The 26,600-nt window shown below is 69.6% G+C and carries 25 protein-coding genes and 8 pseudogenes; 12 read left to right on the forward strand and 21 right to left on the reverse strand.

Annotation, left to right across the window (positions count from 1 at the left end; all coding sequences use genetic code 11):
* The first annotated feature begins 272 nt into the window (after positions 1 to 272).
* The 3 genes and pseudogenes from ABZ490_RS46085 (at position 273) to ABZ490_RS46095 (ending at position 2,307) form a co-directional block, all read left to right on the forward strand.
* A complete protein-coding gene (locus ABZ490_RS46085; RefSeq protein WP_359004824.1) occupies positions 273 to 980 on the forward strand; it encodes an alpha/beta hydrolase in 708 nt (235 codons plus the stop codon).
* A gap of 26 nt (positions 981 to 1,006) precedes the next feature.
* A pseudogene (locus tag ABZ490_RS46090) lies at positions 1,007 to 1,876 on the forward strand (AMP-binding protein); the annotation flags it as partial.
* A gap of 80 nt (positions 1,877 to 1,956) precedes the next feature.
* Positions 1,957 to 2,307 carry a hypothetical protein gene (locus ABZ490_RS46095; protein ID WP_359004920.1) on the forward strand — a complete coding sequence of 117 codons (351 nt, stop codon included), beginning with the start codon at positions 1,957 to 1,959 and terminating at the stop codon, positions 2,305 to 2,307.
* A 302-nt stretch (positions 2,308 to 2,609) separates the two neighbouring features.
* Here ABZ490_RS46095 and ABZ490_RS46100 read toward each other — a convergent pair.
* Positions 2,610 to 2,922, reverse strand: a pseudogene (locus tag ABZ490_RS46100) (transposase); the annotation flags it as partial.
* 71 nt (positions 2,923 to 2,993) lie between these two features.
* Entirely contained in the window at positions 2,994 to 4,175 is a 1,182-nt protein-coding gene (locus ABZ490_RS46105) for an LLM class flavin-dependent oxidoreductase (RefSeq protein ID WP_359004828.1), read from the reverse strand.
* On the opposite strand from ABZ490_RS46105, the gene ABZ490_RS46110 reads away from it, so the two are divergent.
* Complete coding sequence (locus ABZ490_RS46110; protein WP_359004830.1) at positions 4,083 to 4,865, forward strand: helix-turn-helix transcriptional regulator; 783 nt, start codon at positions 4,083 to 4,085, stop codon at positions 4,863 to 4,865. The genes ABZ490_RS46105 and ABZ490_RS46110 overlap by 93 nt on opposite strands.
* A 264-nt stretch (positions 4,866 to 5,129) precedes the next feature.
* Here ABZ490_RS46110 and ABZ490_RS46115 read toward each other — a convergent pair whose 3' ends face one another.
* The gene (locus ABZ490_RS46115; protein ID WP_359004833.1) at positions 5,130 to 6,353 is read right to left on the reverse strand and encodes a glycosyltransferase; all 1,224 of its coding nucleotides are present in this window, start codon (positions 6,351 to 6,353) and stop codon (positions 5,130 to 5,132) included.
* Positions 6,354 to 6,552: 199 nt separating this feature from the next.
* Positions 6,553 to 6,756 (reverse strand): annotated as a pseudogene (locus ABZ490_RS46120) (IS5/IS1182 family transposase); the annotation flags it as partial.
* An 85-nt stretch (positions 6,757 to 6,841) separates the two neighbouring features.
* On the opposite strand from ABZ490_RS46120, the gene ABZ490_RS46125 reads away from it, so the two are divergent.
* The gene (locus tag ABZ490_RS46125; RefSeq protein ID WP_359004909.1) at positions 6,842 to 7,948 is read left to right on the forward strand and encodes a hypothetical protein; all 1,107 of its coding nucleotides are present in this window, start codon (positions 6,842 to 6,844) and stop codon (positions 7,946 to 7,948) included.
* Between the two features lie 110 nt (positions 7,949 to 8,058).
* Here the strand turns inward: ABZ490_RS46125 and ABZ490_RS46130 are convergent.
* From ABZ490_RS46130 to ABZ490_RS46145, 4 genes and pseudogenes are all read right to left on the reverse strand, one after another.
* A pseudogene (locus tag ABZ490_RS46130) lies at positions 8,059 to 8,541 on the reverse strand (SMI1/KNR4 family protein); the annotation flags it as partial.
* A gap of 693 nt (positions 8,542 to 9,234) precedes the next feature.
* Complete coding sequence (locus ABZ490_RS46135; RefSeq protein WP_359004835.1) at positions 9,235 to 10,314, reverse strand: ABC transporter; 1,080 nt, start codon at positions 10,312 to 10,314, stop codon at positions 9,235 to 9,237.
* Positions 10,311 to 11,243, reverse strand: a complete 933-nt coding sequence (locus ABZ490_RS46140; protein WP_359004912.1) for an ABC transporter ATP-binding protein — start codon at positions 11,241 to 11,243, stop codon at positions 10,311 to 10,313. Before ABZ490_RS46140 ends, ABZ490_RS46135 begins: the two co-directional genes overlap by 4 nt.
* Positions 11,244 to 11,247: 4 nt before the next feature.
* A complete protein-coding gene (locus tag ABZ490_RS46145; RefSeq protein WP_359004838.1) occupies positions 11,248 to 11,700 on the reverse strand; it encodes a GntR family transcriptional regulator in 453 nt (150 codons plus the stop codon).
* A gap of 387 nt (positions 11,701 to 12,087) precedes the next feature.
* On the opposite strand from ABZ490_RS46145, the gene ABZ490_RS46150 reads away from it, so the two are divergent.
* Both ABZ490_RS46150 and ABZ490_RS46155 read left to right on the forward strand, forming a co-directional pair.
* Positions 12,088 to 12,561 carry a hypothetical protein gene (locus ABZ490_RS46150; RefSeq protein WP_359004841.1) on the forward strand — a complete coding sequence of 158 codons (474 nt, stop codon included), beginning with the start codon at positions 12,088 to 12,090 and terminating at the stop codon, positions 12,559 to 12,561.
* 157 nt (positions 12,562 to 12,718) lie between these two features.
* Positions 12,719 to 12,763 (forward strand): annotated as a pseudogene (locus ABZ490_RS46155) (hypothetical protein); the annotation flags it as partial.
* A 231-nt stretch (positions 12,764 to 12,994) separates the two neighbouring features.
* Here ABZ490_RS46155 and ABZ490_RS46160 read toward each other — a convergent pair.
* A pseudogene (locus ABZ490_RS46160) lies at positions 12,995 to 13,228 on the reverse strand (alpha/beta hydrolase); the annotation flags it as partial.
* A 505-nt stretch (positions 13,229 to 13,733) separates the two neighbouring features.
* Between ABZ490_RS46160 and ABZ490_RS46165 the strand changes: the two are divergent.
* Entirely contained in the window at positions 13,734 to 14,357 is a 624-nt protein-coding gene (locus ABZ490_RS46165; RefSeq protein WP_359004915.1) for a transposase, read from the forward strand.
* A gap of 81 nt (positions 14,358 to 14,438) precedes the next feature.
* Positions 14,439 to 15,689 (forward strand): MFS transporter, encoded by a 1,251-nt coding sequence (locus tag ABZ490_RS46170; protein WP_359004844.1) that lies wholly within the window; start codon positions 14,439 to 14,441, stop codon positions 15,687 to 15,689.
* A gap of 63 nt (positions 15,690 to 15,752) precedes the next feature.
* On the opposite strand, the gene ABZ490_RS46175 is transcribed toward ABZ490_RS46170, so the two are convergent.
* The 3 genes from ABZ490_RS46175 to ABZ490_RS46185 all read right to left on the reverse strand — a co-directional run bounded on the left by ABZ490_RS46175 (position 15,753) and on the right by ABZ490_RS46185 (position 19,579).
* Complete coding sequence (locus tag ABZ490_RS46175) at positions 15,753 to 17,087, reverse strand: hypothetical protein (RefSeq protein ID WP_359004848.1); 1,335 nt, start codon at positions 17,085 to 17,087, stop codon at positions 15,753 to 15,755.
* A 26-nt stretch (positions 17,088 to 17,113) separates the two neighbouring features.
* Positions 17,114 to 18,382, reverse strand: a complete 1,269-nt coding sequence (locus tag ABZ490_RS46180; RefSeq protein WP_359004851.1) for a hypothetical protein — start codon at positions 18,380 to 18,382, stop codon at positions 17,114 to 17,116.
* 231 nt (positions 18,383 to 18,613) lie between these two features.
* The gene (locus ABZ490_RS46185; RefSeq protein ID WP_359004854.1) at positions 18,614 to 19,579 is read right to left on the reverse strand and encodes an NAD(P)-binding protein; all 966 of its coding nucleotides are present in this window, start codon (positions 19,577 to 19,579) and stop codon (positions 18,614 to 18,616) included.
* A gap of 134 nt (positions 19,580 to 19,713) precedes the next feature.
* Between ABZ490_RS46185 and ABZ490_RS46190 the strand changes: the two are divergent.
* Positions 19,714 to 20,115: pseudogene (locus ABZ490_RS46190) on the forward strand (IS701 family transposase); the annotation flags it as partial.
* A gap of 257 nt (positions 20,116 to 20,372) precedes the next feature.
* Here ABZ490_RS46190 and ABZ490_RS46195 read toward each other — a convergent pair.
* From ABZ490_RS46195 to ABZ490_RS46215, 5 genes are all read right to left on the reverse strand, one after another.
* Complete coding sequence (locus tag ABZ490_RS46195; RefSeq protein ID WP_359004857.1) at positions 20,373 to 21,293, reverse strand: SMI1/KNR4 family protein; 921 nt, start codon at positions 21,291 to 21,293, stop codon at positions 20,373 to 20,375.
* A gap of 99 nt (positions 21,294 to 21,392) precedes the next feature.
* Positions 21,393 to 21,929 carry a hypothetical protein gene (locus ABZ490_RS46200; RefSeq protein WP_359004860.1) on the reverse strand — a complete coding sequence of 179 codons (537 nt, stop codon included), beginning with the start codon at positions 21,927 to 21,929 and terminating at the stop codon, positions 21,393 to 21,395.
* A 249-nt stretch (positions 21,930 to 22,178) separates the two neighbouring features.
* Positions 22,179 to 22,544, reverse strand: coding sequence for a hypothetical protein (locus tag ABZ490_RS46205; protein WP_359004863.1), 366 nt, complete (start codon positions 22,542 to 22,544; stop codon positions 22,179 to 22,181).
* A 9-nt stretch (positions 22,545 to 22,553) separates the two neighbouring features.
* Positions 22,554 to 22,760 carry a hypothetical protein gene (locus tag ABZ490_RS46210; protein WP_359004866.1) on the reverse strand — a complete coding sequence of 69 codons (207 nt, stop codon included), beginning with the start codon at positions 22,758 to 22,760 and terminating at the stop codon, positions 22,554 to 22,556.
* Between the two features lie 2 nt (positions 22,761 to 22,762).
* Complete coding sequence (locus ABZ490_RS46215) at positions 22,763 to 23,413, reverse strand: glycosyltransferase family 39 protein (RefSeq protein ID WP_359004869.1); 651 nt, start codon at positions 23,411 to 23,413, stop codon at positions 22,763 to 22,765.
* A 413-nt stretch (positions 23,414 to 23,826) separates the two neighbouring features.
* Between ABZ490_RS46215 and ABZ490_RS46220 the strand changes: the two genes are divergently transcribed.
* Positions 23,827 to 24,051, forward strand: a complete 225-nt coding sequence (locus ABZ490_RS46220; protein ID WP_359004872.1) for a DUF6233 domain-containing protein — start codon at positions 23,827 to 23,829, stop codon at positions 24,049 to 24,051.
* A gap of 108 nt (positions 24,052 to 24,159) precedes the next feature.
* On the opposite strand, the gene ABZ490_RS46225 is transcribed toward ABZ490_RS46220, so the two are convergent.
* Positions 24,160 to 24,828 carry a PH domain-containing protein gene (locus ABZ490_RS46225; RefSeq protein ID WP_359004874.1) on the reverse strand — a complete coding sequence of 223 codons (669 nt, stop codon included), beginning with the start codon at positions 24,826 to 24,828 and terminating at the stop codon, positions 24,160 to 24,162.
* Positions 24,829 to 25,162: 334 nt separating this feature from the next.
* Here ABZ490_RS46225 and ABZ490_RS46230 point away from each other — a divergent pair.
* Positions 25,163 to 25,502 (forward strand): annotated as a pseudogene (locus ABZ490_RS46230) (phosphotyrosine protein phosphatase); the annotation flags it as partial.
* A gap of 345 nt (positions 25,503 to 25,847) precedes the next feature.
* Here the strand turns inward: ABZ490_RS46230 and ABZ490_RS46235 are convergent.
* The 3 genes from ABZ490_RS46235 to ABZ490_RS46245 all read right to left on the reverse strand — a co-directional run bounded on the left by ABZ490_RS46235 (position 25,848) and on the right by ABZ490_RS46245 (position 26,594).
* Entirely contained in the window at positions 25,848 to 26,066 is a 219-nt protein-coding gene (locus ABZ490_RS46235; RefSeq protein ID WP_359004877.1) for a LexA family transcriptional regulator, read from the reverse strand.
* Entirely contained in the window at positions 26,063 to 26,314 is a 252-nt protein-coding gene (locus ABZ490_RS46240; protein WP_359004880.1) for a hypothetical protein, read from the reverse strand. Before ABZ490_RS46240 ends, ABZ490_RS46235 begins: the two co-directional genes overlap by 4 nt.
* Before the next feature lie 157 nt (positions 26,315 to 26,471).
* On the reverse strand, positions 26,472 to 26,594 hold the full coding sequence (locus ABZ490_RS46245; protein WP_359004883.1) for a hypothetical protein: 123 nt from the start codon (positions 26,592 to 26,594) through the stop codon (positions 26,472 to 26,474).
* Positions 26,595 to 26,600: the final 6 nt, after the last annotated feature.

A 26,600-nucleotide genomic window follows, 5' to 3' on the forward strand; every position in this document is an offset into this window, starting at 1 on the left:
AGCGTCTGGACGGCAGCACCGCACCCATCACGTCACAGGTCCGCAAGACCTCGTCGGTGGCTGTATCCGCCGAATATGTGGTGTGTCGGAAAGGTCGCCGTGCCGAAGTGGGGCGGCGATGAGGACGATGAAGAGCCTTGGGGTTAGCTCCGCGGGCAGGATGAACTCGACGCTGGGCTCGTGCCCTCGACTCATCACTCGTCGATGTCGGCGTCCGCCGCTTCCGGAGACGTCGCGCGGTGCCCCGACGGGCGAGCAGGGAGGCGATTGCCATGGCCGGCGCAGTACTGGTCCACGGTCTGTACCACCGCGCCGAGCACTTCGCCCTGGTCGCGCAGGGCCTGCACGCCGCAGGTGCGCACGTGGTCATGCCCGAGTTGCACCGCGGCTCCCTGAGAGCGGACACGGCGGCGGTTCAGGCCGCCGTTGACGCACTGGACGAGCCGCCCGTCGTCCTCGGACACTCCTACGGGGGTTCAGTGATCACGGGTCTCCGGGGCGCGGCACACCTCGTCTACCTTGCGGCCTTCGTGCTCGACGCAGGTGAGAGCGCGGCGCGTGTGGGCGGTGCGACTCGTCGGCTCCGCGACGCCATCGTGTCCGCGCCAGACGACTCCACCTTCATCCGCCGCGACGCGGCCGCCGACGTCTTCTACGCCGACGGCCCCGAGGATCGCGCCGCCTGGGCGGTGGACCTGCTCCGTGTTCAGGCGCCAGGGTGCGGGCGGGGCGTTCCCGAGCGTCAGAGCTGGAAGCACACGCCATCCACGTACGTCGTCTGCACCCGGGACCGGGCGATCGATCCGGAACTGCAACGCGTGTTGGCCCAGCGCTGCACATCGGTTCGCGAGTGGCCCACCGGCCACTCGCCCTTCGTCGTACGACCGGAGCTCGTCGTGGACCTCGTGCTCGAACTGGCGCCCGGCTACACGAAGCCGAACGGGAACGACGGCAGGCATTCGACTGCTCATCGCCGGTAGGGACGTGCGGGGGTACCCGAACGGGCATGGCCGTTCGGGCCTGCTCCGACGGGCGGCCGGAAGGAGCTGTTGCGGCGGGCCGCGGCCCGGCACGATGGCCGCGTTCGTGCCCCGCCGCCCGGGGCGTCGCACAGGGAACGGGAGATGCGGTGACGAGAGCGCCCTGCGAAGCTGACGATGCGGCCGCGAAGCCTCGTCTGGAGGATCTTGTACGGCACAGCCGAAACCGCGTTCCGGACCGGGTGGCCCTGAGTATCGGCCCCCGCCGGGTGAGCTACACGGAGCTGCAGACCACAGCCGATCGCTGGGCCGCCGTCCTGCGGTCGGCGCACCCCGAGGGTGAGCCCCGCTCGGTCGGCATCCTGGCGGATCGGACCTTCACCGGCTACGCGGGCATCCTGCAGGTGCGCGGGGGCGGCGGTAGTCCCGCTGCCACCGGACCTCCCGGCCGACCGGCTCGGCGAGCTGCTCCGCGACCATCCGATGGATGCCCTGCGCTGGCCCGCCTGCCGCAGTTCGTGGCACGGGAACAGGTCACTGTCTGGTTCTCCGTTCCCGGGGCCATCGCGTTGCTGCGGCGCTCCGGTGCGCTGACGGCCGGTTCCCTGCCCTCGTTGCGGTGGAGCCTGTTCTGCGGGGAGACTCTGCTCCACGAGGATGCGACCGCCTGGCAGTCGGCCGCATCCAATTCCACCGTGGAGAACCTCTACGGCCCGACGGAGCTGACGATCGCATGCTCGGTGCACCGCTGGTCACCGGAGGACGGGCACCCCGGTGACCATGGCATCGTGCCCATCGGCCGACTGTTTCCCAGCCATGAGGCGGTGCTGCTGGACGAGACCGGCAAGCCGCACCCCGGTGAGGGTGAGCTGTGTGTGAGTGGTCCTCAGATGTTCTCCGGCTATCTGCGATCCGAGGACGACGAGGGGCGTTTCTCCAGTCGGCCGGCCGCCTCTGGTATCGCACCGGTGACGTGGTGCGCCGAAGCGATGAAGCAGGTCTGCTCTATCTGGGCCGGACCGACCACCAGACGAAGATCCGGGGTCAGCGCGTCGAACCGGCGGAGATCGAGCATCAGCTGCGGGCTCTGCCGGGCGTGGCAGCCGCGGTCCTCCTCGCGGAGGGCGAGGGCATCGCCCGGCATCTGGTCGCCTTCTGCTGCGGCAGTTCGCTGGACGCGGCCCTGATCGACAAACAGCTGCGCAAGGCGCTGCCGCCCGCTCTGGTCCCCGCCCGGTATGTACTGCTCGACCAGCTCCCGGTGAACGACCGGGGCAAGACAGACCGGAAGGCTCTTGCCGCTTGGCCCCGGCCCACGAGCGGATGAGCCGGGGCCCATGACGTCTCAGGAACTGTGATGCCAGCGTTTCGGCGAGAGGACTGCCATACATGAACACGCCAGACGTACCGCAGCCGCGGCTGGAAACGGCGCTGCTGTTACTGCTGGCCGATCTCGACCTCGACCTCGACGAGGAACGCGTCGAGCGCCGCTTGTGGCCCGGAACATCCTCCGGCACGGGCTCCACCGCACTTCCCCCATCCCGTGGACGGAGGACAGGACGGTGGCGATGTCGAGGAGGTAGTGGCCGGTGCCGCAGTCGTCGAAGTCGATGATGCCGACGCCGCCGTCAATCGTCTGCACCGCTCCCGCACCTGGCAGCGCAGGATTTCCTGGATCCCGCTGGTCAAGGCCGTCCTGGAGCCACAGGGCGAAGTAGTAGAACACCGCCGACCAGGCCAGGAGGTGATGCGGCAGAAGCCGCCACTGACAGCCTGCCCGGTTCTGGTAGAGCAGCGCGTTCACGACCTCACGCACGTCGCAGGAGCCCGCCTCCTCGGCCGCCGACCGCGCCACCCGCTCCTGCTTCCACGCGGTGACCGGCGGTTCGATCAACGCCCACTGCTCGTCGGACAAGTCGGTTGCGTACGGCATCCGTTCCATGCCCGCGACCCCATCATGCGCACGACACGACGGCGGAACCGTCGCATCATCCACGAACGGGCGACAGCACATCATCGGGAACGGGAGTCAACGCCCTCTCGGGAGCCTTCCGAGACGGCAGTGTGATCCATTGCCTTCTGTATGGCGGGGATCAGGTCTGCGATCCGTTCGAGTTGGTCGCGCTGGGAGCGCAGGTCCAGGGCACCGAGTCGTGCGACGATGTGCTGGGCGCCGGCGGCGACGTACTGTCCCAGGCGCCGGAGCACCTGGTCGGCGGAGCCGGTGACAACGGCCTGGATCCTCTCCAGCTCCTCCAGCGGCATGCCGTATGTGGCGCGTGCGTAGGCCTCCAGCGCTCGACGTCCGCTCTCGGCGTCGTCGTCGATCCGGACCGAGACGAACAGTGCGGAGGTGATGTCCTCGGCTGCACGCCCGGCGCCGGCCGCAGCTCGGCGGACATCGCGGAGGCCGGATGCGTAGTCGGCTGGGTCGGGCGGGTAGGGCAGCCATCCGTCGTACATCCGGCCGGTCCGGGCCAGCGCTGCGGGGGTCGCGCCGCCGAGCCAGATGGGCGGACCGCCGACTTGGGACGGTCTGGTCGTGGGCGGGATGTCATCGAACTGGAGGATCTCGCCGTGGAAGGAGTCGGCGCCGTCCCATAGGGCCCGCCACAGCGCGACAGTCTCGTCCAGGCGGGCGAAGCGCCTTTCCCACGGCAGCTCGGACAGCGTGTAGAGGGGCCGCCCGAAGCGGCCGGGGAAGCCGGCGCCGACGGCCACGGTGAGCCGGCCACCGGACAGCACGTCGATCGATCCAAGTGACTGCGCGGCCTGGACCGGCCGACGCAGGAACGGCATCAGTGCAGCCGTACCCAATGTCACGCTCTCGGTCGCCGGAGCGAGCGCGGCCAGCATCGTGAGCGCTTCGATGCGCGGGCTGATCAGGGAGTCGTTGACGAAGAGCGAGGAGACGCCCAGGCGTTCCGCCTGGCGGCCGAAGGCGACCAGCTCGCGGGGGTCGTCGGCCGGGCCCCACTGTGCGGTTCCGGTCGGAAGCAGTACACCGATGTCCATGCCGGCGATTTTCACGACCGGCGCGAGTAATGCCAATTCCCTGCGGGGAATGGCCTGAGCCCCTCCGCCGCCGATACAACAGGTCCCGTGGACTTCCCTCGTGCGCTTCGCGAACGGCGTACCCGCCGTCATCTCAGCCAGCTCGACCTGGCGCTTCGGGCGGGCACCACGCAGCGCCATCTCAGCTTCATCGAATCGGGCAGGTCCGTCCCCGGCCGGAACATGGTCGTGCGCCTCGCCGAGTCGCTGGAACTGTCGCTGCGGGAGCGCAACGAGCTACTGCTGGCCGCAGGGTACGCACCCGCCTACCCCGAGAGCCCACTCGACGACCCGGTGCTGGCTCCCGTGCGCACGGCAATCGGCCACATCCTCCGCGGACATCTGCCGTATCCGGCGTTGGTTGTGGACCGCGGCGGTGACCTGATCGCCGCGAACACCGCATTCGACCTGATCACCGAGGGGGCGGCCCCCGAGCTGGTCGGCCCGGGCACGAACATCTACCGTCTTGCGCTGCATCCCGACGGCCTGGCTCCCCGCATCCACAATCTCGCCGAATGGGCCCGCCACATCCTGGCCCGTCTCGGCCACCTCGAAGAGCTGCGTGCCGAGCTCACTGGGTACGTTCCCCAGCTGGATCCGTCTGCCGGGCTACTCGGTTTCGCAGTTCCGCTCCTCCTGCAGTCCTCGTATGGTGAGCTGCGTCTGATGACGACCGTGACCACCTTCGCCACCGCCGTTGACGTAACGCTTGCCGAGCTGAAGCTGGAGGCGTTCCTGCCGGCCGACGCGGCGACAGCCGAGGCACTCTCGGCGGCAACCGGGCCAACGGGCGCCTCTGCCACTGCGGATCAGGCCCCCGGGAACATGTAATCGGCCTTGATCCGGCCGTCATCGTCGAGCACGAGCCGGGTGTGTCAACTTAACGGCCCTGAACTTCGGCCGGCCGCCGGAGCACCAGGTGTCCTGCCCCCGCGAGTCGGCGAAGAAGAGCCGGCCGATGCTGGGGATGCCCTTTGCCGGTCCAGTGCTTGCCGAGCGGTCCGGTCGGCCCCAGGTCGACGGCGCGGCTGACCTTCCGCGTCGGCGGTGTGGCCCGGTGCCGGGCACGTGCCCGGCTCGGTGATCCCGTGTGGTTCACGCGGGCACCGACATCCTTTCTCGGCTGGCGGTGTCGAGCAGCAGTTTCGCGGCCACCGCTGCTCCGTCGGTGCGGATGCCGGCGGCCACGGCCCTCGCTCGTGTGAGGGTTTCGGGGCTGAGGGCCGTGCCGAGTGCGGCTGACAGGGACTCGGTGGTCGGAGCCGAGCCGTCGTGTGCCGCGCCGATGCCCAGGGCGGCCACCCGGCCGGCCCAGTAGGGCTGGTCCGCCGCCTGGGGCACTATCACCTGCGGCGCTCCGGCCTGGGCGGCTGTCGTCGTAGTGCCGGCGCCGCCGTGGTGCACGACGGCGGCAACCCTGGCGAACAGTGCCTGCTGATTGACCTCGCCGACGATGAGACAGTCGTCGCGGTCGTCGATCAGAGCCAGTTCGGCCCAGCCGCGGCTGACGAGCGCGCGGCAGCCGTGCGCGCGGATCGCCTCGATGGACACCTGGGCGATGTCCGCGGAGACACCGCGCATACTGCCGTAGCCGACGAACACCGGGGGTGTGCCCGTGTCCAGGAACGCCAGCAGGTCGTCCGCCAACGGGCGTTCGTCCGGCAGGATCCACGCCCCGGTGTGCACGACGTCGAGTTCCGGGGTCTGCCGCCACGGGCCCAGGAGCGGGTCCGCGGCCAGCCACGGCCGGTCGGTGAAGATGAAACCGTGGACGTCATCCACCGGCGGCAGACCAACGGAGGCCCGATGGGCGTTGAGCGCCCCGCCGTGCAGCGTGTTGAAGGTCCGGGCGTTCAGGTCCCACAGCACCCGGTTGTCCGTCACCTCCGGCGGGAACGACTGGCCCGCCAGCAGCGCGGGCGGCGCCTGGTGCGGCGACCTCAGCAGGAACGGACAGAAGGTCGCGTACACGTAGGGGATGCCGAGTCTCTCGGCCGCCGACCGCGAGGAGAAGTGCGCGAGCCCGGTCGCCAGGAGGACGTCGCATCCCTCGGCGGCAGCGGCGACCGTGCCGAACTGCGCGGCCAGCTCGGTCACACGCCGGGAGGCCGCCGATTCCGTCGACGGCGCCGTCATCGTGCCCATCGGCCTGCCGACCGCCACCAGTTCCACGCCTACCCTGGCCAGCAGCCGGGCGAAGACCTCGTCCGGCGGCGCACACACGCTCACCTGCGCGCCGAGCTCCCGTAACCGCACCGCGAGCGCCACCAGCGGTTCGACATCCCCGCGCGACCCATACGTCGACAACAACACACGCACTACGCAACTCCCGTTTTCGCAGGTACTGGCCTCGGTCGGCGATTCTGCGGCCTGCCGGGGGCCTTGCCGCAAGCCCCCCGGTGCGCTATACGTTGAGCACGGCAAGGAGTGGGAATCTCCATCCGCGGTGAGCGGAGAGCCCCCCGCTGAAGCGGCGGCGTGTCACGTAGGACGGCACATCGGCCCAGGAGGTTCTCGCCTACGCCCCGCGCCACCCCAGGGTGAGAAAAGCTTCGTGGATGTCGTCGCGGATCTCCCAGCGGATGCGTAACCGGCGGAACCAGTGCAGTGTCGCGAAGCTCTGTTCGACAACCCACCGGTGGACACCCAGCCCTGAGCCGGGTTCGGTCCCGCGACGGGCGATGACTGGGGTGATCCCCACGGCCCGGACCTGCTTGCGGTACTTCGCCCCGCAGCGGATGAAAAACACGTTGGCCGGTCCGCCGCGGAGCTGCGACGATGCCCTCTGTTTTTCTAGCGGAGGACGTTTGTTCGCTTTCGTGTGTGCAGGATGCGGGGCCAGGCTGACCATCCCGCTGTCCCAGGTCGCACTGCCGACCCACGCCCGCCAGAAGTACGGGAACGGGATTCAGCTCCCCGTGCTCATGGAGTCGGGCACGTTCGCCGTGGATCCGGAACCCTGGGGGCCGCCATGGCGGAGATGGGAGAACATCGATTTGGACGAGGCGGCAACCCGCGGCATCTACGCGCCGGTCTACGCCCTGTCCGAGGGCATGCCCGGCGCGATCGTCATCGCACCTGGGGATACCCGTGGCACCGTGCTCATCCCCGAGAAGGGCGGCGGCTACTGCTGCGGCCTCGACTGGGGCGACGGCCCCAACATGGCCTGCCAGGCGTGTGGCCTGCCTGTGGCGAACCGGATCGACGACTGTTCACTCTGGCAGGCGGTCTGGCTCGCCCCGGACGCCGTGCGCCGCGTCCCCGTCGACAACGCCGACACCGCGACGCTTTCCTGGACGGAGCTGCTGGTGGAGGGGAAGAGCACGCCCCCGGTTGCGCCGATCAGCAGATGGGGTTCACCGCTCGGGCTGGACCACTGGTGGTCATGGAGCCCGCAGTGGGAGGCGGCAGCCGGCCGGGCGCTCGCTCACCTGTTGGCAGCCTCTGACGGCCGGCCGGTGACGGTCCCGCACGGCCTGATCGCGGAAGTGTTCCAGCGCGCCCTCGATGCCCTGCTGCCAGCGGGCCCGCCGACGCGGTGTGCCTTCCTTGCCGGACCGGAACTGCCCGCCCCCGACGCGGACGCCGACATACTCCTTCTGCCGATCCACCCGCAGACAGGGGAGCCCTGGAGCCCGGCCGGCCCGGCCGCCTCGGCATACCCGGTGCCGCTGCCGTTCGGGGTGTGGATGTGGCTGGCCTTCCCCGAGCCACACCTACCCCTCCCCGCCTCGGGCACCACGCCTGACGGCGTTCTCCGCGACGACCCGCCCGCGCCGCGTCCCCATCACCCGTTCCGGGCCGACCCGGGGACCTTCGAACACACCCTGGTCCGGCTGCCGGCCGCCCGCAGCCCATGGCTGCGCGAGATCCTCGAGAACCTCACGCAGCACATGCGCGCCGGCCTCTTCTAGACGACTGACGGGGCCCGTCCCCACTCCCCGAAACTGCCGCGACCGAACAGCCCCGGGCAGTGGTGCCTCCCGAAGTCGTGAACATCCGCTGTCCGTTCTCGGGTTCTGGCTCAGCTTCTGTGACGCGGCCACTCTGAGTAAGCGAGCCGCTGTCGAATCGGATGCGCTGGAAGCCGGGGTGAGATGAGTTCCAGGGCCCGGTTGTCCTGTCCGGCAGCCATGTGGTCGAGCCATCGTTCGTACCAGGCGAGAAAGTCCGGGGCTGAGGAGACGTTCGGACCCCAGAAGCCGTCTGCGTTGCCGATGAGCATGCGCCCGGTGAGAGGGCCGGTTAGGCCTATGAGGACGAGATCGCTGCAGCCGCGTTCGATGACGTGCAGGAACAGGTCACCACGGCGGGTGTGGCGGTAGGCCCGGCTGAATCCTCTCGGGTCCGTGCTGGTGTCTCGGGAGTTCATCGTGAAGAGCGTGCAGTCCTCCAGCGGGATCAGTCCGTAGTACGGAGACGCGCCACTGCCACCCATGTTGGTGAGGAAGTCTCGATAGGGCTGGGGAAGTTCCACGTCATGCTCGGCTTCAAAACCGTCTGCCTGGCCTTCGGTGGCGCCCGGTCCCCGAGGCGCTCCCCGCCCGCTTCCCTTCCCACCCTTCTTCTTCCAGGTGGGGCGGTCGTGGGGTGCACCGAGGGGGATGTCAGACCCCCGACCACGCCCCTGCGGGCATGGTGACCTGCGCAGATGCCGGAAGATCGCGGGGGCTCGCGCAAGAGATGCCACACGGGAAGGCGCAGGAGATCGTGCAGGAGATACCGCAGGAGATGTTGCCGTTGGGCGGGGCCAGGATCGCCCGTGCGGGTGTTGACGGCGGGGTCGGCGGCGGGACGCTCCGCAGAAAGTCTTGGAGGGGCCAGAAAAAGTCTTGGAGGGGCCGGGTGCACAGCGCGCCCGGCCCCGCGCCGTGCGCGGCCCGGGCTGACCCTCGGGTGGCCGGCCGGGCCGCGCACGGCTCCCTGGCGCGGGCCGACCACCCTGTCACCTGCTACGACGCCGACGAGTCGCCCCAGCCCTCCGCGCGTGGGCGCCGAATGCTCGTGACTTCCCGTGCCAGGCGCACGAGGCGGACACCCCGGCGTTCGCCGAGGCCTTCTACCCGGCATGGACCACGGCTGGAGGTGCGGCCCCGGCCCACGGGCGGGGGCTGGCGCGGCAGCTGGCAGGAGCGCCAGCCGCGGCCGTCGCGGACCAGGGCGCCGCGTCGCCCCAGGAAGGGGCGCGGGTCGTACGGACTCAGACGAGCCGCTTACGACCCCAGAAGAAGAGGAACGCCACGACGCCGGCGGTCAGGGCGAACAGAATCGACGCCCCGAACCACTGCATGGCGTTCATCTGCGACATCGGGAGGTACTGCACCGACCAGCCCACGACATCGGCCTTGTCCAGGCACACCTGCCGTGCCGCGTCGGTCTGCGACGCCGAACAGGTGCTCCAGCCCACCAGATCCCCGCTGCCGGTGACAAACGACTGGTCGATTTCGTAGGCACCTTGAGGGAGCGACGGGGACACGCTCTCGCCCGTGACCCCCTTGTTCGTCGTGATCGTGACGACGTTGCCGAGCGACAGCAGGAAGTAGCCCCAGACGAGCTGGAGGACGACGGTGAAACCGAAGGTGACCACCATGGCCGGCAGCGTGCGCCGCAGCACCACACCGATCGCCACCCCTCCGAAGACGGAGAAGAGGGTGAGGGCGACAGGCACCGGGCCCGTCGTGTTGAACGCGGCGCCCGAGGTCCAGTCCATGACCGTGACCTCGGACTTGACGGGGTTCCACCACCAGCCGAACACGGCCGACAACACGCCCGTGCTCACCACGACCACCAGTCCGGCCAGCGCCAGCTTCGTGGCGAGCCAGCGGGTCCGGCTCATGGACTGGGCGGCTACCAGCTTGGCGGTGCCGTTCTCCAGGTCGCCCGCGATGAGCGGGGCTCCGAGGAAGACACCGAGCAGGATGGGTATCGCCTGGAGACCCATGGAGACGAAGGAGAACGCGTCGACGTACTGCTGGAACTTGCTGCCCGCCTCGTCGAGGCTCTTGCCGGGATGGCCGTAGCCGTCGAGGAAGTCGACCAGCTGGCCGCGCTGGTAGACGATCCAGGCCACGGAGAGCGCGGTGGCGGCGAGGATCGTCCAGAACGCGGCCCGGTGCTGGCGCCAGGCCAGCCAGGTCATACCGCTGAGTCGGGGGCGCCGGTTGGCCTCCGTGGTGGTCGCGTCCAGGGTCCCGTCGGTGGTCCCGTTCATGGTCCCGTTCTTGCCGTCGCTCGTGGAGCCGGTCGAGGTGCTGGTCGAGCTGCGGGTGAAGGTGCTCATGCCGCCACCGCCCCGGTGCCGAACCCCTGCCCGTGGACCTGGGCGGTGGGGGTGATCAGCGGTGGCGCGTCGGGTGAGCGGAGATAGGCGAGCAGGAGTTCCTCCACGTTCGGGGCGTTCATGTCCCAGGGGCCGGTGACCGGGCCCTCGGGGCGGATGAGCGCGGTGAACTGCCGTCCGCTGGTGCGGGACTCGACGAGGGTGTGGTGCCCGAGGGCGGGAGGCATGCCGTCACCTTCCTTGGCGCCCGTGACCAGGGTGTGCACGGACATCAGCTCGTCCACGTCACCGGCGAGGCGCACTCCGCCGCCGGAGACGACGACGAGGTAGTCGCACACGTTCTCCAGTTCGGCGAGGACGTGGGTGGACATCAGCACGGTGGTTCCGCGCTCGGCGGCCTCGGCGAGGAGGGTGCCCATGATCTCGTGGCGCACGACCGGGTCGAGGTCCGACATCGGCTCGTCGAGCATCAGCAGGTCGGGACGCTTTCCGAAGGCGAGGGCGATGGCGACGCGGGTGCGCTGGCCTCCGGAGAGGGTGCTGATCTTCGCGTCGAAGGGCACGTTGCCCGCGCGGATGATGTCCTCGGCGGCGCGCTGATCCCAGCCGGGGTTCAGCTCCCGTCCCAGACGCAGGGTCTCCGCCACGGTGAAGCGGCGGAACAGGGGCTTCTCCTGGGCGAGGAACGCTGTGCGCCGACCGGACTCCACTGAGCCCGGAGCCTCACCGAAGAGGCTGATCGAGCCGTTCGTAGGCTGCAGGACATGGGCCGCGATGCTCAGCAGCGTGGTCTTGCCCGCCCCGTTGGGGCCCACCAGGCCGCAGATCCGTCCCGCCGGAAGCCGGAAGGAGCAGTCCCGTAACGCCCAGCCCCGCCGGTAGCGCATACCCAGCCCGTACGCCTCGATCGCCGGTTCCCCCGCGTACATACCTTCACTCACCTGTGCTCCTAGTTGTCGTGGCCCCCGTGGCCCCCGTTGCCGCCACGTTCCCGGCGGCGTACTGCTTCTCCATCGCCGACGCGACCAGCGCGGCCACGTCCTCCTGCTCCAGACCGGCCCCGGCCGCCTTCGACATCCACGCCACCAGCTCCGCGTACAGCGGCGAGTCGGTGCCCGTCTCGGGGCGGCCCAGCGTGCGGCGTACGAAGGTGCCCTGGCCCGGTCGCGGTTCGACCAGGCCCTCGCGCTCCAGCTCGCGGTACGCCTTGAGGGTGGTGTTCGGGTTGACCGTGCTGGTCTCGGCGACCTCCTTGGCGGTGGGCAGCCGGTCACCCGGCACGAGTACGCCCAGCCGGAGGGCCTGCTTGGTCTGCTGCACGATCTGCTGGAAGGCGGGGACCCCGCTCCGCCTGTCGATGCGGTACTCCACGATCACCACCATCATTCCACTACTTGATTAGTGGAATGATGATGGAGGGATGCGAGGGCGGTTGTCAATGCCGACCGGGGACGAGGAGAAGCGGGTGAGTGAAGCTTCCCCAAGGCCAGGCAGTTAAGGGATTTCCCCCGCCGTCAAGGGGGTTGATGCAGGTCTGAGGCCCGGGGCACTGGGCGCGTGGTCGCCCGGGTCGACGGCCGGGACGCTGAAACGATCTCCCCGTGGAGAGAGTTCGGCGCCGAAGCAGCAGGCCGTGGATACTTTCCGGCACCAAAAAGACAAACTGTGGCTAAATGCACCAGCTGGCCACTCTGTGCGTCATGGCTGCCGCAGAGTGGCGATCGAAGCGGGACACTCCGTCCGAACGAGAGCACCAGGTGGCAGGCTCGCTCCATGGCAGATGACGTCGTCGGGAGCCAGGTCACAGCCCTTCGGGCTGAGTGCGAAGAACAGGCTCTCAAGAACCGCTTCCGCCGTCAGTTCTGGCGGTTCACCCATGCCGCGCTGGGACTGCCGGCTGCCGTGCTGGCCGGGGTCTCGGGCGCAACGGGGCTCTCCTCAGCAGATGCCCGTATCCCCGCGGCCGTGCTGGCGCTCATCAGCGCCGGACTCAGCGCCGCCATCGCCTTCCTGAAGCCGGAGGTGCATCAGCGAGCGGCTCAGGCCCGCCGCAGGGCCTACCTGGCATTGGAGGTCGAAGCCCGCTTCGCGCTGACGCAGGCGGCATCCAGTGGCGAACCCGTACCTCTCACCGTCTACAGGGATCTACTCGAGCGCCGCAGGATGATCATCGCGGGTCAGCTCGACGAACTCGTGCAGCGGATTGCAGTGGGAGGAGCACCTTCCGACGCGGAGGCCCGTGAATAGGGTCGGAGCAGAGCAATGACGAGTGTGAGGGCGTGTCAGTGGCGCGGCCTACTGTGCATGCCCATGACGCGTCGCACCCGGTTCCTGGTCACCGAGCACCCGGCCTTCGCCGCTCAGCGGCATCCCGGACCTGAATGCCGACCTGGACCTGTCACGGATCGGCCCCGGCTCCCACAAGGCGCCGTTCTGGCTGTGTGACGCCGGGCATGTCCGGCGGGCGCAGGTGCACTCCCGGGTTGTGGGCAGCGGCTGCCCTCAGTGCGCCGGGTATGTACCACGAGGCGTACCCCGCTCAGCGAGCGCGCCCCGCACCTGGTGGGTGAGTGGCACCCGCGCAACGACGTCTCCCCTGATGAGTGCGGGCACGGGGCGCACTGCCGGATTTCGTGAAAGTGCTCAGGAACCAGCCCTGCAGACCCAGCAGCGTCTCGCCCAGGGGATTGGGCGGTGCGATGACCGGATAACCGTCACGGACGAGCCGGGAGGCGACCCCGTTCCAGCCGGAGGCGTCGGCGAACGCGCCATGCACGAGCACCACGGTGGGCTTCTTGCCGCTTCCGCTTCCGCTGCCGCTTGCGGGGTGTGCCTGAGCGGCAGGCGCGTCGAGCGCGGCGCCCACCACGACCGCGACGGATCCGGCCAACAGGCCCCGACGAGTTGTCGTCATCGTTGTGTGCCCTTCGGTATCCGGTGTTCTCGGTGGTGATCGCGGGTCAGCGTAAAGCCGACCACTTGACGAGCACTGAACAGAAATCCTGGTGCCCAACGGGAGCCGCTTCACCGCCAGTTCCGTTGTTGTCAAGCACACCGAACTAGCCTGCGGACATGAAGCCGACAAAACGCGATGCCGCCTTCGCACAAAGCCGGAATACGTGTCGGTGAAATACCCGTCGGCGGAATTGAGTGCCAGGCACCGAGCTGTTTCAGACACGACAGCTGCAAGTCGCCATGGTTGACGTATCTGCGCAGGTCAGAGATGGTGTGGACATGGGGACGGCCACCGCGATCATGGTCGTTTGTGAAGACAACGCAAGATGTGGTGGCCGTAGAGGCCACGATAGCCCAGCAGAAGTGGACGGCTGCGTTCGGGGAGGTAATGGCGCGGGTCGCGGACTGCTTCCCGCGGCGGGATTCGCGGCTCCTGGCCCGGGAGGCGGGTGCAGGCGATGCTGATGGAGCTGGAGCGGCGCAACTGCTGGTCGCCGGCCGAGGCGTTGGGGCATGGCGGGCCGCACCGGCTGCAGCACTTCCTCTCCCACGGCGCGTGGGACCACGACCTGGCCCGGGACCGGCCTGTGGCCTGGGCAGCCGGTGAACTCACCGAAGATGAAGCGGTGTTGGTGGTGGACGAGACGGGGGACGCGAAGTCGTCCACGAACTGCGTCGGCACCGCCCACCAGTACTCCGGCGCTCTGGGCGGGGTCGGTCTGCGTCAGGTCGCCGTCCAGGCGATGGGGCTGGACAAGCTCCCGTCCGCGTCGTGGCAGGTCAACGCAGGGTGGATGCTTGCGACCAATCTCGCCTGCGACCTGGACGCCCGGCTGCGGCTGCGGAATCGAGGTCAAGACTTACAGCTGCCGTGTCAGTATGATTCATTGGCATATCGGCGCCGTTCTGCCGTCGAAATGCCACAATCCACAACTTCGATGGCGCTACCGCACCACGAAACAGGCGTAACACGCCATTCGCCAACGCCGCAGCCATGTCTGGGAGTTGGGCCAGAGGGAGTGGCTCGAACCCGCTCGTACACCCGACGGCCGGCTCATGGTCATCGGGCATCGAGGTTCGCGCCGTAGGACCCGAGAGTATCCGCCATCGGCACCACTCGCTGCGCCGGAACCTGTTCGGGCGCAAGGCCAAGAATCGACGGTATTTCCGTGCACTCTCCTCCCCCCAGCACGTCCCCCCTGCGGTCCCTTTTCGCGTCGTCCGAGTTCCGCGCCGCATGGGTCGCCGAACTCATCTCGTACTTCGGCGACCAACTCGCCCGCGTCGCACTGGCGATCCTCGTCTTCGACCGGACGGGATCGGCGGCCTGGACCGGCCTGGCGTACGCACTCACCTACATGCCGACGGTACTCGGCGCGCTCGCGCTGTCGCACACGGCGGACCGGCGCTCACGCCGCGGCGTCGTCATGGCCGTGGACATCTCCCGGGCCGCCGCAGTTGGCGCGATGGCGATCCCCGGGATCCCGTTCGCCGTCCTGTGCCTGCTGGTGGCCGTCACGTCGTTCCTCGGTGGGCCGTACACCGCGGCGCAACTCACCCTGCTGCGGGAGATCCTGAGCGCCGAGCAGTACCCGGTCGGCATGTCCGTCCGACAGATCACCACGCAGGCAGCGCAGATCTTCGGCTTCGCCTTCGGCGGCGTGTGCGCCGCGGAGCTGAGCCCGCAGGTGTGCCTCGCCTTCAACTCCGCCACCTTCTTGGCGGCGTTCGGCCTCTACGGGTGCTTCGTCAAGCCGCGGCCCGCTCCGAGGGCGTCAGCGAAGGCCGGATCGATGGCGGGCGGGCTGACCGTCCTGTGGGGCGAACCACGGCGGCGGGCGATCCTGCTTGCCGCGTCGCTCGGCGTCTTCTACATCGCGCCCGAGGCCGTGGCGGCGCCGTACGTCAGCCAACTCGGCCATACATCCGTCTGGGTGGGCATCCTGCTGGCGAGTACGGGTGTGGGCGCGGTGATCGGCCTGTGGGCGTTCCACCGGTTCGTGCCGACCCACCGGTACGCGGACCACCTGCCGCTCCTCTGCCTCACCACCGGGCTGCCGCTCGTCGCCGTCCTGCTCCCCGGCGGCGGCATCGGCCTGGCCGCGGCGGCGTTCGCAGTCGGCAACGCGCTGTGGTGCATCCAGGTGGTGATCTCGGTATCCACGCTGATGGAGCTGCTGCCGGACGACCACCGCGCCCAGGGGATGGGCACGGCGTCGGCCATGAACCTCACTGCCCAGGGGCTCGGCACCGGCGCGGCCGGACTCCTCGCACAATGGCAGAGCCCGGCAGCCGCCATGGCCCTGATGGGGGCCGCGTCCACGGCGGCGGGGCTGTGGCCGGCGTTGCTGTGGCGCAGGGCGGCCCGGACGCGGCCGACGGCGGCGCCCGTCCCGGAGCCGACGCCGACCTCAACGTGAACGCGACGCTCGGCGCCCGCGCTTGGGAAACGCCCGGCACGTTCGGGGCGCGCCCAGGTACGTTCAGAATTCGGCGCCCTCTGCACCTTCGACGGTGATACCCAACTTCTTCCGCAACTCGGCGACTTCGGCCTCTACCTCGTCGGCAACCCTCGGCACGTAGACGATCCTGCCGCCGGCCGAGATCGTGCCGATCCCGGCCGGTACCGGCTCGCCCACCACCAGGCGGATGTCGGCATCCACCACACCGGGGATGCCGAGCACCTCCTCTGTAGTCGGCGCGGAACGCACGACTCCGGGCTCGGGTACGACCAGAATGTTGGCCACCGTGTCGTGCACCGGCACGGCGGGGATCTCCGGGCGCTGCCCGACGGCCATCGCGGCCAGCGCCGCCACGCCGTCGTGCCCGTACATCGCATTCGTGGCGTGCCAGATACCGGCCCCGCCGGGCCGCGCGCCCGCCTCCCCGAACCAGAGCCGGCCGTCCTTCGTCCGCAGGATCTCGCAGTGGGTCGCGCCGGTCAGCTTCCCCAGCGCGCGGACACCTCGGACGGCGACCGCGCGGACCTCCTGGGCCTCCCTGCTCCCGGGGGGAAGGAACGTCTGGTGCCACTCCCTGCCGACGATCCGGAGGCAGGGCTCGCTGTACCTGCCCACTGCGGCGACGAGGATCTCCTCCTCCCCGCTCTCCTCGTCCACGTAGCGGTACAGGTCGCAGCAGTACTCCGCCGCCACGTCGAGGTACTGCTCCACGACGAACCCGCCGGACGCGTGGAGGCTGCGGGCGACGGTCCCGGCGCTGAACCGCCCCAGCGGGTCGTCCACCGCCGCGTCGAACGCACCCTCCGCCAGGCGGCGGTCCAGGTCATCGGGGCCGCGGATGGTGAAGGTGTTGAGCGTGCCGATGCCGGCCTCGTGCTTGACGATCAGCGGGTAGCCGATCTCCTCGGCGACCCCCGCGATCTCGCTCGCGTGGCGCACGACGCGGAAGGCCGCCGTGGGCACGCCCGCCGCGGCGCAACGCCGCTTGGCCACGGCCTTGCTGGTGTAGGCGAGGGCGTCGTCCACGCCCATACCGGGCGCCCCGACCGCTTCGCGTAGAACCGCGGCGGCCACCACGGACTGCTCATCGATTGTGGTGACCACGCCGACGGAGCCCAGTTCCCGGGCAAGCCGCCTCATCTCGTCCCGGTCGTCCCACCTGCTCACGCCGTGGACCGGAACGCCCGGGTACCGGCCGCCGTAGAGGTCCGCGCTCGCGTTCGGGACGACGAAGGACACGCGGTGGCCACGCGCGAGCAGGGCGTCCGCCAGGACGGGGTTGCCGGTGTCCAGGACGACGATGTCCAAGTCCGCGCTCTCCGCGTGGGGTTCGGTCGTGGCATTCCGGGGGTGCATGAGGTGAGTGCCTTCCTGGCCGCGGCTCATGCCGCGGTCTCGATCGTGAAGGACGACGCCAACCGCGTCATCTCGTCAAGGGCGTTCCGCGGAGACGACGGTTCGAAGAAGATGTACGCGGCGGCCGCGTCCGTCGAGTGGTGCGAACCGGAGCCCACGTCACCCGGCCGGCACATGATCTCCACGTCCACGACACCGTCCCACGCGAGGACGTCTTCCCGGTCGGGCACCCGCAGCACGCGGCCGACGGGGACAAGGGGGACCGAACTGGCAAGCTGGGGACAGCGGTACACGCTGCCGATCTTCGGCTGCTCGCCGCGGGCCATCGCCGCGATCACGTCGTGGATGTCGTAGCCGAGGAGCCGCGACGTGAGACCGCCGATCTCCTGGCCGCCCGGCCGGGCCGCGACCTCGCCGAACCACCACTGTCCGAGGGAGTCCCGCATGACCTCGCAGTGGGCGAACCCGTCCGTGAGGTTCAGCGCGGCACACGCCCTGACGGAGAGGTCCACGACGGCGGCGTGCTCCTCCGAGCGGGGGTCCAGCGTCACCAGGCCGCTGGCCCTGCCGACGAGGTCGAGCACGGGTGCGGAGTACTGGGCCGTGACCGTCATCAGGGGACGGCCCCCGGACCAGAGCATCTCGCAGAAGAACTCACTCGCCACGTCGATGCGGCGCTCCACGACGAAGCCGGCGCTCCCGTTCGACAGCAGCCCCTGGAACACGCCCGCCGACGCCGACGCCCGCCCCGACGGCTCGGGCACCTGCTTCTCGAACGCCTTCTCCGAGGCGAGTTCCAGGAGGTGTTCCTCGCTGTCGACCCTGAAGGTGGAGACGGCCCCGAATCCGGACAGCGGCTTCAGGATCAGCGGGTAGCCCAGCCGCGCGCCGGCGGCGCGCACGTCGTCGATCGCATGCGCGACCTCGTGCTCGGCCACCGGAACGGGGTTCGGGCCGGCCGCGACCACCGCCTTCATGAGGTGCTTGTTGGTCGTCCTCAGCGCGTCCCGATAGGACTGGCCGCCGATTCCGAGCGTGTCCCTGAGGAATCCCGCGGCCGCGACGCATTGCTCGTCCACGGTCATCACCGCGTCCACGTTCTTCACTGAGTGTGCGATGTCCTGGAGTTCCCGTAGATCGGCCCACTTGTGGATGCCTAAGAACTCCGTGTCCGGATCGGCCTCCCGCCGCCGGTCCAGCAGCGGGAACGGGGTGATCACCGTCGTCGTGACTCCGTGGCGGGCCAGCGCCCGCTCGACAACCGTGTTGAGGGTGGAGAGGGTCAGAATTCCCATGGCGATCTTCCTGATCAATGGTCTTGCGATGTTCGAGCGGCCGGCGTGCAGACATCGGCCGGCCTCACCTGCGGACGGCGATGCCCGCGTATCCGTGTCCGGCGACATCACGTCCCGCACGCGTGCCCGTCACGGAACACACGCCGGTGCGAACGGGGTGGCCGACCCGTGCGAGGGGGGGGGACAGCATACGAGGAGTGATCGTCAGGGCCGCGTCCAGGTCGGGGACGGTCAGGACCCACCGCCCGTCGCGGACCGCGCGCCGGGCATCGCCGACCACGTGGGTGTCCGTGGAACGCGTTTCCTGACGGATTCGTGCTGGTGAGCGGCCTGATGGGGTGCCCGTGGGAACGAGTACGGCCACTGCGATGATGATCGTCTGTGACAACAGATCAGGACGCGGTGGCCGTAGGCGCCACGATAGCCGGTGGAGTGTGGAGCGAGTGTTTGAGGGCGGCTATGGCCGCGGTGGCCGGCTGTTTCCCGCGACGGGAGTCGCGGCTGCTGGCCAGGGACATGACCGAGGCGATACTGACGGGGCTTGAGACCCGCAACTGCTTGACGCTCGCCGAGGCGTTGGAGCACACGTCGCCGTCCCGGCTGCAGCACTTCCTGTCCCGCGGCGTGTGGGACCACGACGCCGTGCGCGACCGGACGGCAGCCTGGGCCGCTGGTGAACTCGATGGCCCGGCGCGTGGTCCGGAAGAACGCGTCGATGGCGTCGGCCTCGGCGGGGAACCGTTCCTTCAGACGCGCACGGAACCGTTCCTCCGTGGCGGGGACGGCGAAGTCGAACCCCGGGAAGTGCAGTGCGTCGTACTCGTCCGGCAGGGGCGAGAGCTGCGCCCGTCCGTCCGTCATGAACCCCAGGAACGGTCCGGCGCTCGCGCTCATGTAGTGCAGCCCGGTGCCGAACCGGTAGCGCCCGGCGTGGGAGAACTCGTGCGTCATCCCGCCGGGCGTGTAGTGCTGTTCGAGGACGAGCACCCTCTTCCCCCCCCGAACTGCGCGATCGTACGCGCCGCCGCGAGACCCCCCATACCCGACCCGATCACCACCACGTCGGCTTCCTCGTCCGACACCATCCGCAACCCCCCAGTCATCCGTCCCCCGTGGGCTCAGACTGGCCGAACCGGCTTGACGCCGACTGAATGATCTGTGAAGGCCACCCGGAACCAGGTCCCTGGTCTCATTCAATTCCCGTCCAGTGCGACGTCACAGCTTTGCGCCGACCGACGTGTACGAACTTCGCACCCCGCCAGTAGCCTGAAACCAAGCAACTCGACTCCACTCAAATCGCGGCAGTCCGGGGTCTCTACCAGACCCGGAACGGTTCACACGGACGGCGAATCTACGACTGGGCCCGCGTCGAGGTCAGGCCCTGGCACCGCGAAGACCGCCGGCACTGGGTCATCGCCCGCCGCAGCGTCAGCCGCCCCGAGGAGATCTCCTACTACATCGCCTACTGCCCCGCCGACACCACCCTGGATCAGCTGATCCACATCGCGGGAAGCCGCTGAGCGGTGGAGGAATGCTTCCAGACCGCGAAGCAGGAATGCGGCCTGGACGACTACCAGGTCCGGCGCTATCCCGGCTGGCACCGCCACATGACCCTCGCCATGGCCTCCCACGCCTGCCTCACCGTCCTGCGCGCCCGCCAGCTGGACACGGAGAAGACAGAAACGGATCCTCCCAGTTCATCCACCTCAGCCTCGCCGAGATCCGACGACTGATCACCCGACACCGCCCATCGCCGTCCGACTCCGGCAAGGCGCTCCCCCCGCTGCATCCTCGGCGAGAGGCTCCGCTCCGGATCACGCACAGCCAAGCCCGCCTTGGTGTTTCCTGCGGTGTTCCGGCCACTCCGGCCTCACCCAGCGCCCATCAAGACCTGCTCATCCAGCTCAGCAGCCCTCACTCCAACGGGCTGTGCCCAGGGCGAGGACGGTGATCTCTGCAGAAATCGAACTCCCCTACAGACCATACGAGTTCAACCAGCTCTCCCCGGTACCGCCTCCTGTCGGAGACGCCGCAGCGGACGACGCGCTTCGACCTCGGCGCCCTCCACCCACCCGAGGAACCAGCGTGTGCATCCGACCGGCGTGCGTGGCTCCCCGAGGAGGCTGAACTCACCGTCCCCTGGGCGGTCGTCCCACCACATACGGCCACGTTCCGGGCCCGTCAGGACAAGCCAGTAGCAGGAAGCGCAGCCCTCGTGACCGAGCTTCAACGCACCGCAGGCAACCCGGTCGAAGAGTTCGTCGCCCGCCGTCATCCAGGCGCCGCAGGCCGCGAAGTACGCCTCGTCGGCGCAGCCGGACTGCAGCGGCTGCCCGTCATCGTGCTCGGCCAGGACCCGCCATCGTCCTTCGCCCGTCAGAAACGGAAGCCCCAGGTAGTCGTGGCGCAGGCCGCGATCCACATTGCTGCACGGCCATCCCGCGTCCGTCCGACGCAGAACGCTGAGCCCGTAGTCCGGCCCCGCACCGCCGGCACCGACTTCGAGGAGGAAGCTCCGGTACTCCGCCGGCAGTGAGACACCCCGCTGCTCCTCCGCCTCGGAGATCTCCTGCTCCGACAGCGGCTTCGCGAACCGGAAGTGATGACCGGCTCCCCCGGCTCCGGGGCCGGGATGCTGGGCGGCAGCGCGTCCAGGACGGCGGCCTCGTGAAGGTTGGCGGCGGTCAGCGGGGCGTCGTCGGGAGCCGCCTTGACGAAGACCCGTCGGCCACTGGCCAGATGGAGCGCGGCGGCAAGCTGGTGACCGAAGCCGCCGCCAGGTGTGACCGTGTCGGTGACGCGCGCGCCCAGTGCGTCTTCGAGGCGGGCGCGCAGCGGCGCGGGGACGTCGGCCCACCGCAGACGGCTGCTGGCGGGCGGGACAGGCACGGGGCAGCTCCCAGAGGTCCATGAAACGGGTGGCGGGGTGATGGGTGCGCGCCGGGACGTAGTGGGGTCGGTCCGCCGGTCGACCGCCACAGGGTCGCCGGCGGTGCGTCGATTCGGCGGCTTACAGGCCGCCGGACTTGACCGGGAACTTCTGGATGGTCGCGACGACGGTGTCGGGCTTGTCCGGGTCGACGAAGTCGACCGGCTTCTGCAACTGGAACAGGTCGCCCCGCGGGGGGTACTGGGTCAGCTGCGAGATGAGCGTGAACGTGTCCTTCGTGGACAGGACCAGCGGCTCGCCGTCCGGCGGGTCGATGGTCATGGTGCAGGGGCTCATGACCAGGGTGCACTCGTACTTGGGCGGAAACTGCTGCGTCAGCCTCAGCACACTGGCCGGGTCGAAGTCGACGTCGCTCTGCTCGATGGTGATGCTGCCGCCCTGCGCTCCCTCGTCGTCATAGAGGAGTTCCGCGGTCAACCTGAGGCCGACCAGCCGCAGCCGCACGCTGTTGATCGGGTCGTCCGGGTTGACGTCGACGCGGTGCTTCCAGCCTCCGCGGAAGTCCACGGAGACCAGCTTGTTCCGGATCTGCAGGGGGGTGTTGATGGCAAGGGCGCTGCACGGGATCTCGGCGCCGATCGGGGGAAGACCAGGCATACGGCGTTCCTTCGGGTAGTGGGGTGGGGATGGGGGCCCATCACCCCCACCCTTGGGCCCGGCACGCCCCCACGCGAGCGTCGTCGTCCATGCAGACCACAGGTTCACCCCATCGCGTCCTGCCGTTACAAACACCGTCGGGAGTGGGGCTCTGCTGGTGACACGGCACATATGCGAACAGCCCATTCCGCCGGTTCCGGCAAGTACCCCGGTCCGCCCGCGCGGGCGGCCTACGCCTAGCGGAGGCGGTCAGGAGGCGATCGGTGACCTGGAGTATGCCGGCGCAGGCGAGGGCGCCGCGTTGGAGCGGTAGGCGCGAGAGTCGACTCCGTCGTGGATGGCGAGGCGCCGGTCGACGGCCGTGGCGAGGGGGCGGGTGGTGCCGACCGGCTGGATGCGCGGCAAGCAGATCGTGACGAGTCCGGCGAGCAGGATGAGTTCGGTGAAGTACTGCTGTGCTTGCCGTTCGAGCCGGCCGGGGCCGAGCAGGCCGAGGCAGCCGTCGAGTCCCACGGCTCCGGCCGACAGCAGGCACACGTACAGGCCTCCCAGGTAGTACACCTGCGCTCCGGTCGTCACGGCGAACAGCACGAACAGCACGGCGTACGCGGTCACAAGGCACCGTCACAAGGGCCGGCCGGACCGCCGCAGGAACCGCAGGCCCGCTACCCACAGCACCGTCATCACCAGGCAGGACATACCAAGCTGCCCCACGATCCAGGTGGGGATGTTCCCCGGGCCTCCGTTCTTCCCGTTCAGCGCCCGAGTCATCTCCAACATCGCCCAGCCGTGCCGCGCCTGCCGCCACAGGTCGGGCAGCACGAGCACCACGGCTATCGCGGCGCCCGCGAGCAGTCGGCGGTCGACGGTCGGCCACGGTCCGGCGGGCCGGCCCGAGCAGCACGACCGCCAGCAGGACGCCCCCGAATACAACCGCGATGGTTGAATCCCGCACCGATGCCGACCAGCGCTCCCGCAGCGAGCCACCACCGCGTGTCACCGGTGCGGCCGATCCGTACGACCACGAACGCGATCGCCGCCCACGCCAGCACTTCGTACGACGTGGTGTTGGCGACGTGCGTGCCGCCCAGCAGCACGGGCATGGTGCCGGTCGCGACCGCCGCGAGCAACTGGGCCCGCCGCACGCCGCCGAACTCCCGTGCGGTCAACGCGCCCACGACCACCATGCCCACGGCGGCCAGCGCGGGCCACAGCCGCAGGCCCGCATCCGAGACCCCGAACAGCGACAGCGAGACCCGGGCCAGCAGCGGCGCCAGCACCGGCTGATCCACGTAGCTCGCCTGCAGGTGCCGAGCGCAGTCCAGGAAATACAACTCGTCGATATGGAAGCCGTAGCACGGCGACAGCGCCATCAGCACGGCCAAGACCACCCCCGCGACGGCGAACACCCGCCGATCCAACGGCGCGATCCGCCCGCCGACCTCCCCGTCCGCACGCCGCCCCACGTCCGTTGCGTCCGTCATCCCCGCTCCCCCCGGTCCTCGGCCCCTCGGTCGCGTCGACCGAGCGGCCCGGGCCCGTACGCTCCCGGGCCGCTCGTACCCTACGCACCGGTCCACGCGTGGTGAGGTGCCCCCACCCGGCGCTTCCGGACGGCCCCCGCAGTGCGGCTCGCGGCGGACTGCGCGGGCCTGTCGGCTGGTAGTGAGCAGCGCCGCACAGACAGCAACATGGGCGAAGACGGCGGCACCTGCTGTTGCCTAACGGGCCGCCAGCATGGGGTTCACAGGGTGCGCCGAAGATGCCCAGCGGGATCACTTCGGCCATCGGTGTCGGGGGAGGTATGACTGCTGCCGGCGCCGTGGCCTCAGTCCGGGCCGCGGCGCCGAGCAGCAGATCGACCGGTGGATCTCCACGGAAGAACGGCGGGAGGCGGATGCGGCAGCACGGTCTGGCGGCCCGGCCGCCGGCACCGGACTGGCCGATCGAGCAGTGCCTGCCCGGCCAGGACGCGGTGTATGTGCGCGCTGGCGAGTACTGGAACGCGGGGAAGCGTTCGAAGAGTGTCGACCGGGCGGCGGCCCTGCGCGCGCTCACCGAGGGCGTCCCGGCCTGTCCGCACTGCCAGCCGGCCAGCGCGCTCGACTTCCTGGAGGGGTGAGTCAGGCGCTGCGGGCCGCCGTCTTCTTCGCCGCGGTCTTCTTGGCCATGTCAGACAGCCCGGCTGATGAGGAGCCCCCCATGCGCCGCACCGCCCATCCCGTGTCCGTCAGCCGCTGTTCAGGCTCCTGCGGTACGAGTTGACCGCGGCCAGGGTGAAGACCAGCAGCGGTCCCAGCAGCATGACGTTGAACGGGACCAGTACCGACTCCAGCCACCCGGGCATGTCCATGAAGAGGGGCAGAAGCATCAGCACCACCAGCGGGATGAACGCGATCATCACAGCGGAGAGCCCTGCCCAGACCGCCCTCTGCCGGGCATTGCGCCGGTCGATGACGACCGCGGCCTCAGGGCTCGGTGCCCAGTCCTCGCCGCGGAGTTCTTCCCATGCCCCCAGCAGCACCCCGAGTTCGCGCTCCACGTTGACATGCTGGTCGTCGAGGAAGGGCAGCAGGACCTTCCTGCCGTCGCGGTCGTAGGCGTACACGAGCACACCGGGCGCACCGCTCTGCATCCCCGCGCCCGGATTGGCCTCGGCCCTGATGTCCTGGATGTCCTCCCAGGCCAGCCGTCGCCACCTGGCGATGCCACGCACATGGATCGCCTTGATGTCCGCCGCGGTGGAACAGCGCAGCGTGGCGTAGAACAGCCACCCCATGAGGCCCATCCCCGCGATCAGGACGGAGAACTTGAAAGAGGCAGGCAGCTCATCGGGGGGCAGCACGACCACCAGCATGCCCGCCGTACTCAGCGCGATCGCCCACAGCAAGGCCCGCATCCTGGCCCGCTTCATCCGGTACTCGCGCGGTAACGCGTCGTACCCCACAACCCACCCCCTGCTCCGCGTCACGCGCCCCACCCCGGGTGCCGCCCGGGGCTCCATGGTGTTCCTCCAACTCGCCAGTGTCGAGGGTGTGTTGGGGGTGACATCTGAAGTCTTGAGGTGCTGCCACATGCCAGGGCAGGTTGCTGTCGCCCGGGCGAGAACGGTTCCGCGGCGATGCCTTCTTGCCCAGCAGCCCGCGCCGGCTCGGGGTCCATGAGCCGGCAAGGCGCCGCTGCGCCCGCCGTCCGTGCTGTTCGTCTGCGTCCACAACGCCGACCGCTCCCAGATGGCCGCCGCTCTCCTCACCCACCTCGCTGGCGACCGAGTCGAGGCCCGATCCGCCGGCTCCGCACCCGTCGACACCGTCAACCCGGCCATCGTCGAGGCGATGAACGAGGCCGGCATCGGGATCTCCGCCGAAAGCCCGAAGATCCTCACGACCGATGCCGTCCGAGCGTCCGAACGTCGTCATCACCATGAGGTGCGGCGACACCTACCCCGTCCTCCCCGGCAAGCAGTACCTCGACGGGCAGCTCGACGAGCCGACCGGGCAGGGCGCCGAGGCGGTGCGCCCCATCCCCGACGCGATCGAGACCCGCGTCCGCGCGCTGATCATCGACGTGGCGTTCCAGCCGCACACCCACACGCCGTACGGCAGCACGTCCGCTTCACCGGCCGGGCAGCACCGGCTGCCCGGCCCCGCGCGCGGCCCCGCCGCCGCGCGAGACACCCAACGGGCGCCCGATCCCCCACAGCACCCCACACCCCGCCCTCTCCCTCCCGTCCTTCTGCTTCCGGCCGGGCGGTCATGGGGTGCTCTGAGGGGGACATCAGACCCCCGACCACACCTCTACAGGGGTGGTGAACTGCTCAGACGCCGGGCGCGCCGGGAGACTCGCGCAACAGCTGGTGCAAGAGATCCCGCAAGAGTTGACGCAGGAGATGATGCTCCCCCAGCCACGGGCGCGGGGTCAGCGCGGCAGCCGGCAGGACCGCCAGCCGCGGCCGTCGCGGACCAGGGCGCCGCGCCGCTCCAGGTCCTTCAGGTGATAGTCGACCGACGCGGTGCCACTCATCCCCGCCGCCGGCTCCCGCACGGACAGCGTCTCACCCCGGCCCTCAACCGAGCCCCGGATCCGGGGCAGGATCTCCTCCTCCCGGAGAGTGAGGTGCTGCGCGCGCCGGTTCACCAGGCACGTTCCAGAACACGGCCCCGGCGGCGCAGCTCCGAACGCGCCACCGACATCGCCACCGCCTCACCCGACCAGCAGGGATGCCGGCCCAGCCGGACGGAGAGCGCATACAGCCGCCGGCGCAACACGGTCACCTCGGCCGGCCGCGACGCCCCGAGCACGTCGCAGGTGCGATACCAGTCCGCCTGCAGACACACCAGATCGCGAAGGAAGCCGACACAGCCCATACCTCCGATGAGGCACACGTTCGATTTCTTGGCCGAGCGACACCACCGCTACGCCGTCCGCTGTCCTGTGACATCGAAGTTTGAGCATTGCCATCAAAGGTTGACCATCAGTGAGTTCATGCTCAGTTTCGCTCGCCCGACGAGGTGGGGCGCCCTCCTACTGCGTTTGTCCCCCTCAGTCCTCCAGAAAGCCGGTGCGCGCTTCTTGACGGCGTGCCTCAGTCTCGCGCAGCGCCGCCACCAGCCCACCCGCCTCCTCGAGAAGCAGACGAAACTGCCGTTCCAGGCTGGCCGCCACTGCGCC

This window comes from Streptomyces sp. NPDC005811 (genome assembly GCF_040630405.1).
Taxonomy (GTDB): Bacteria; Actinomycetota; Actinomycetes; order Streptomycetales; family Streptomycetaceae; genus Streptomyces.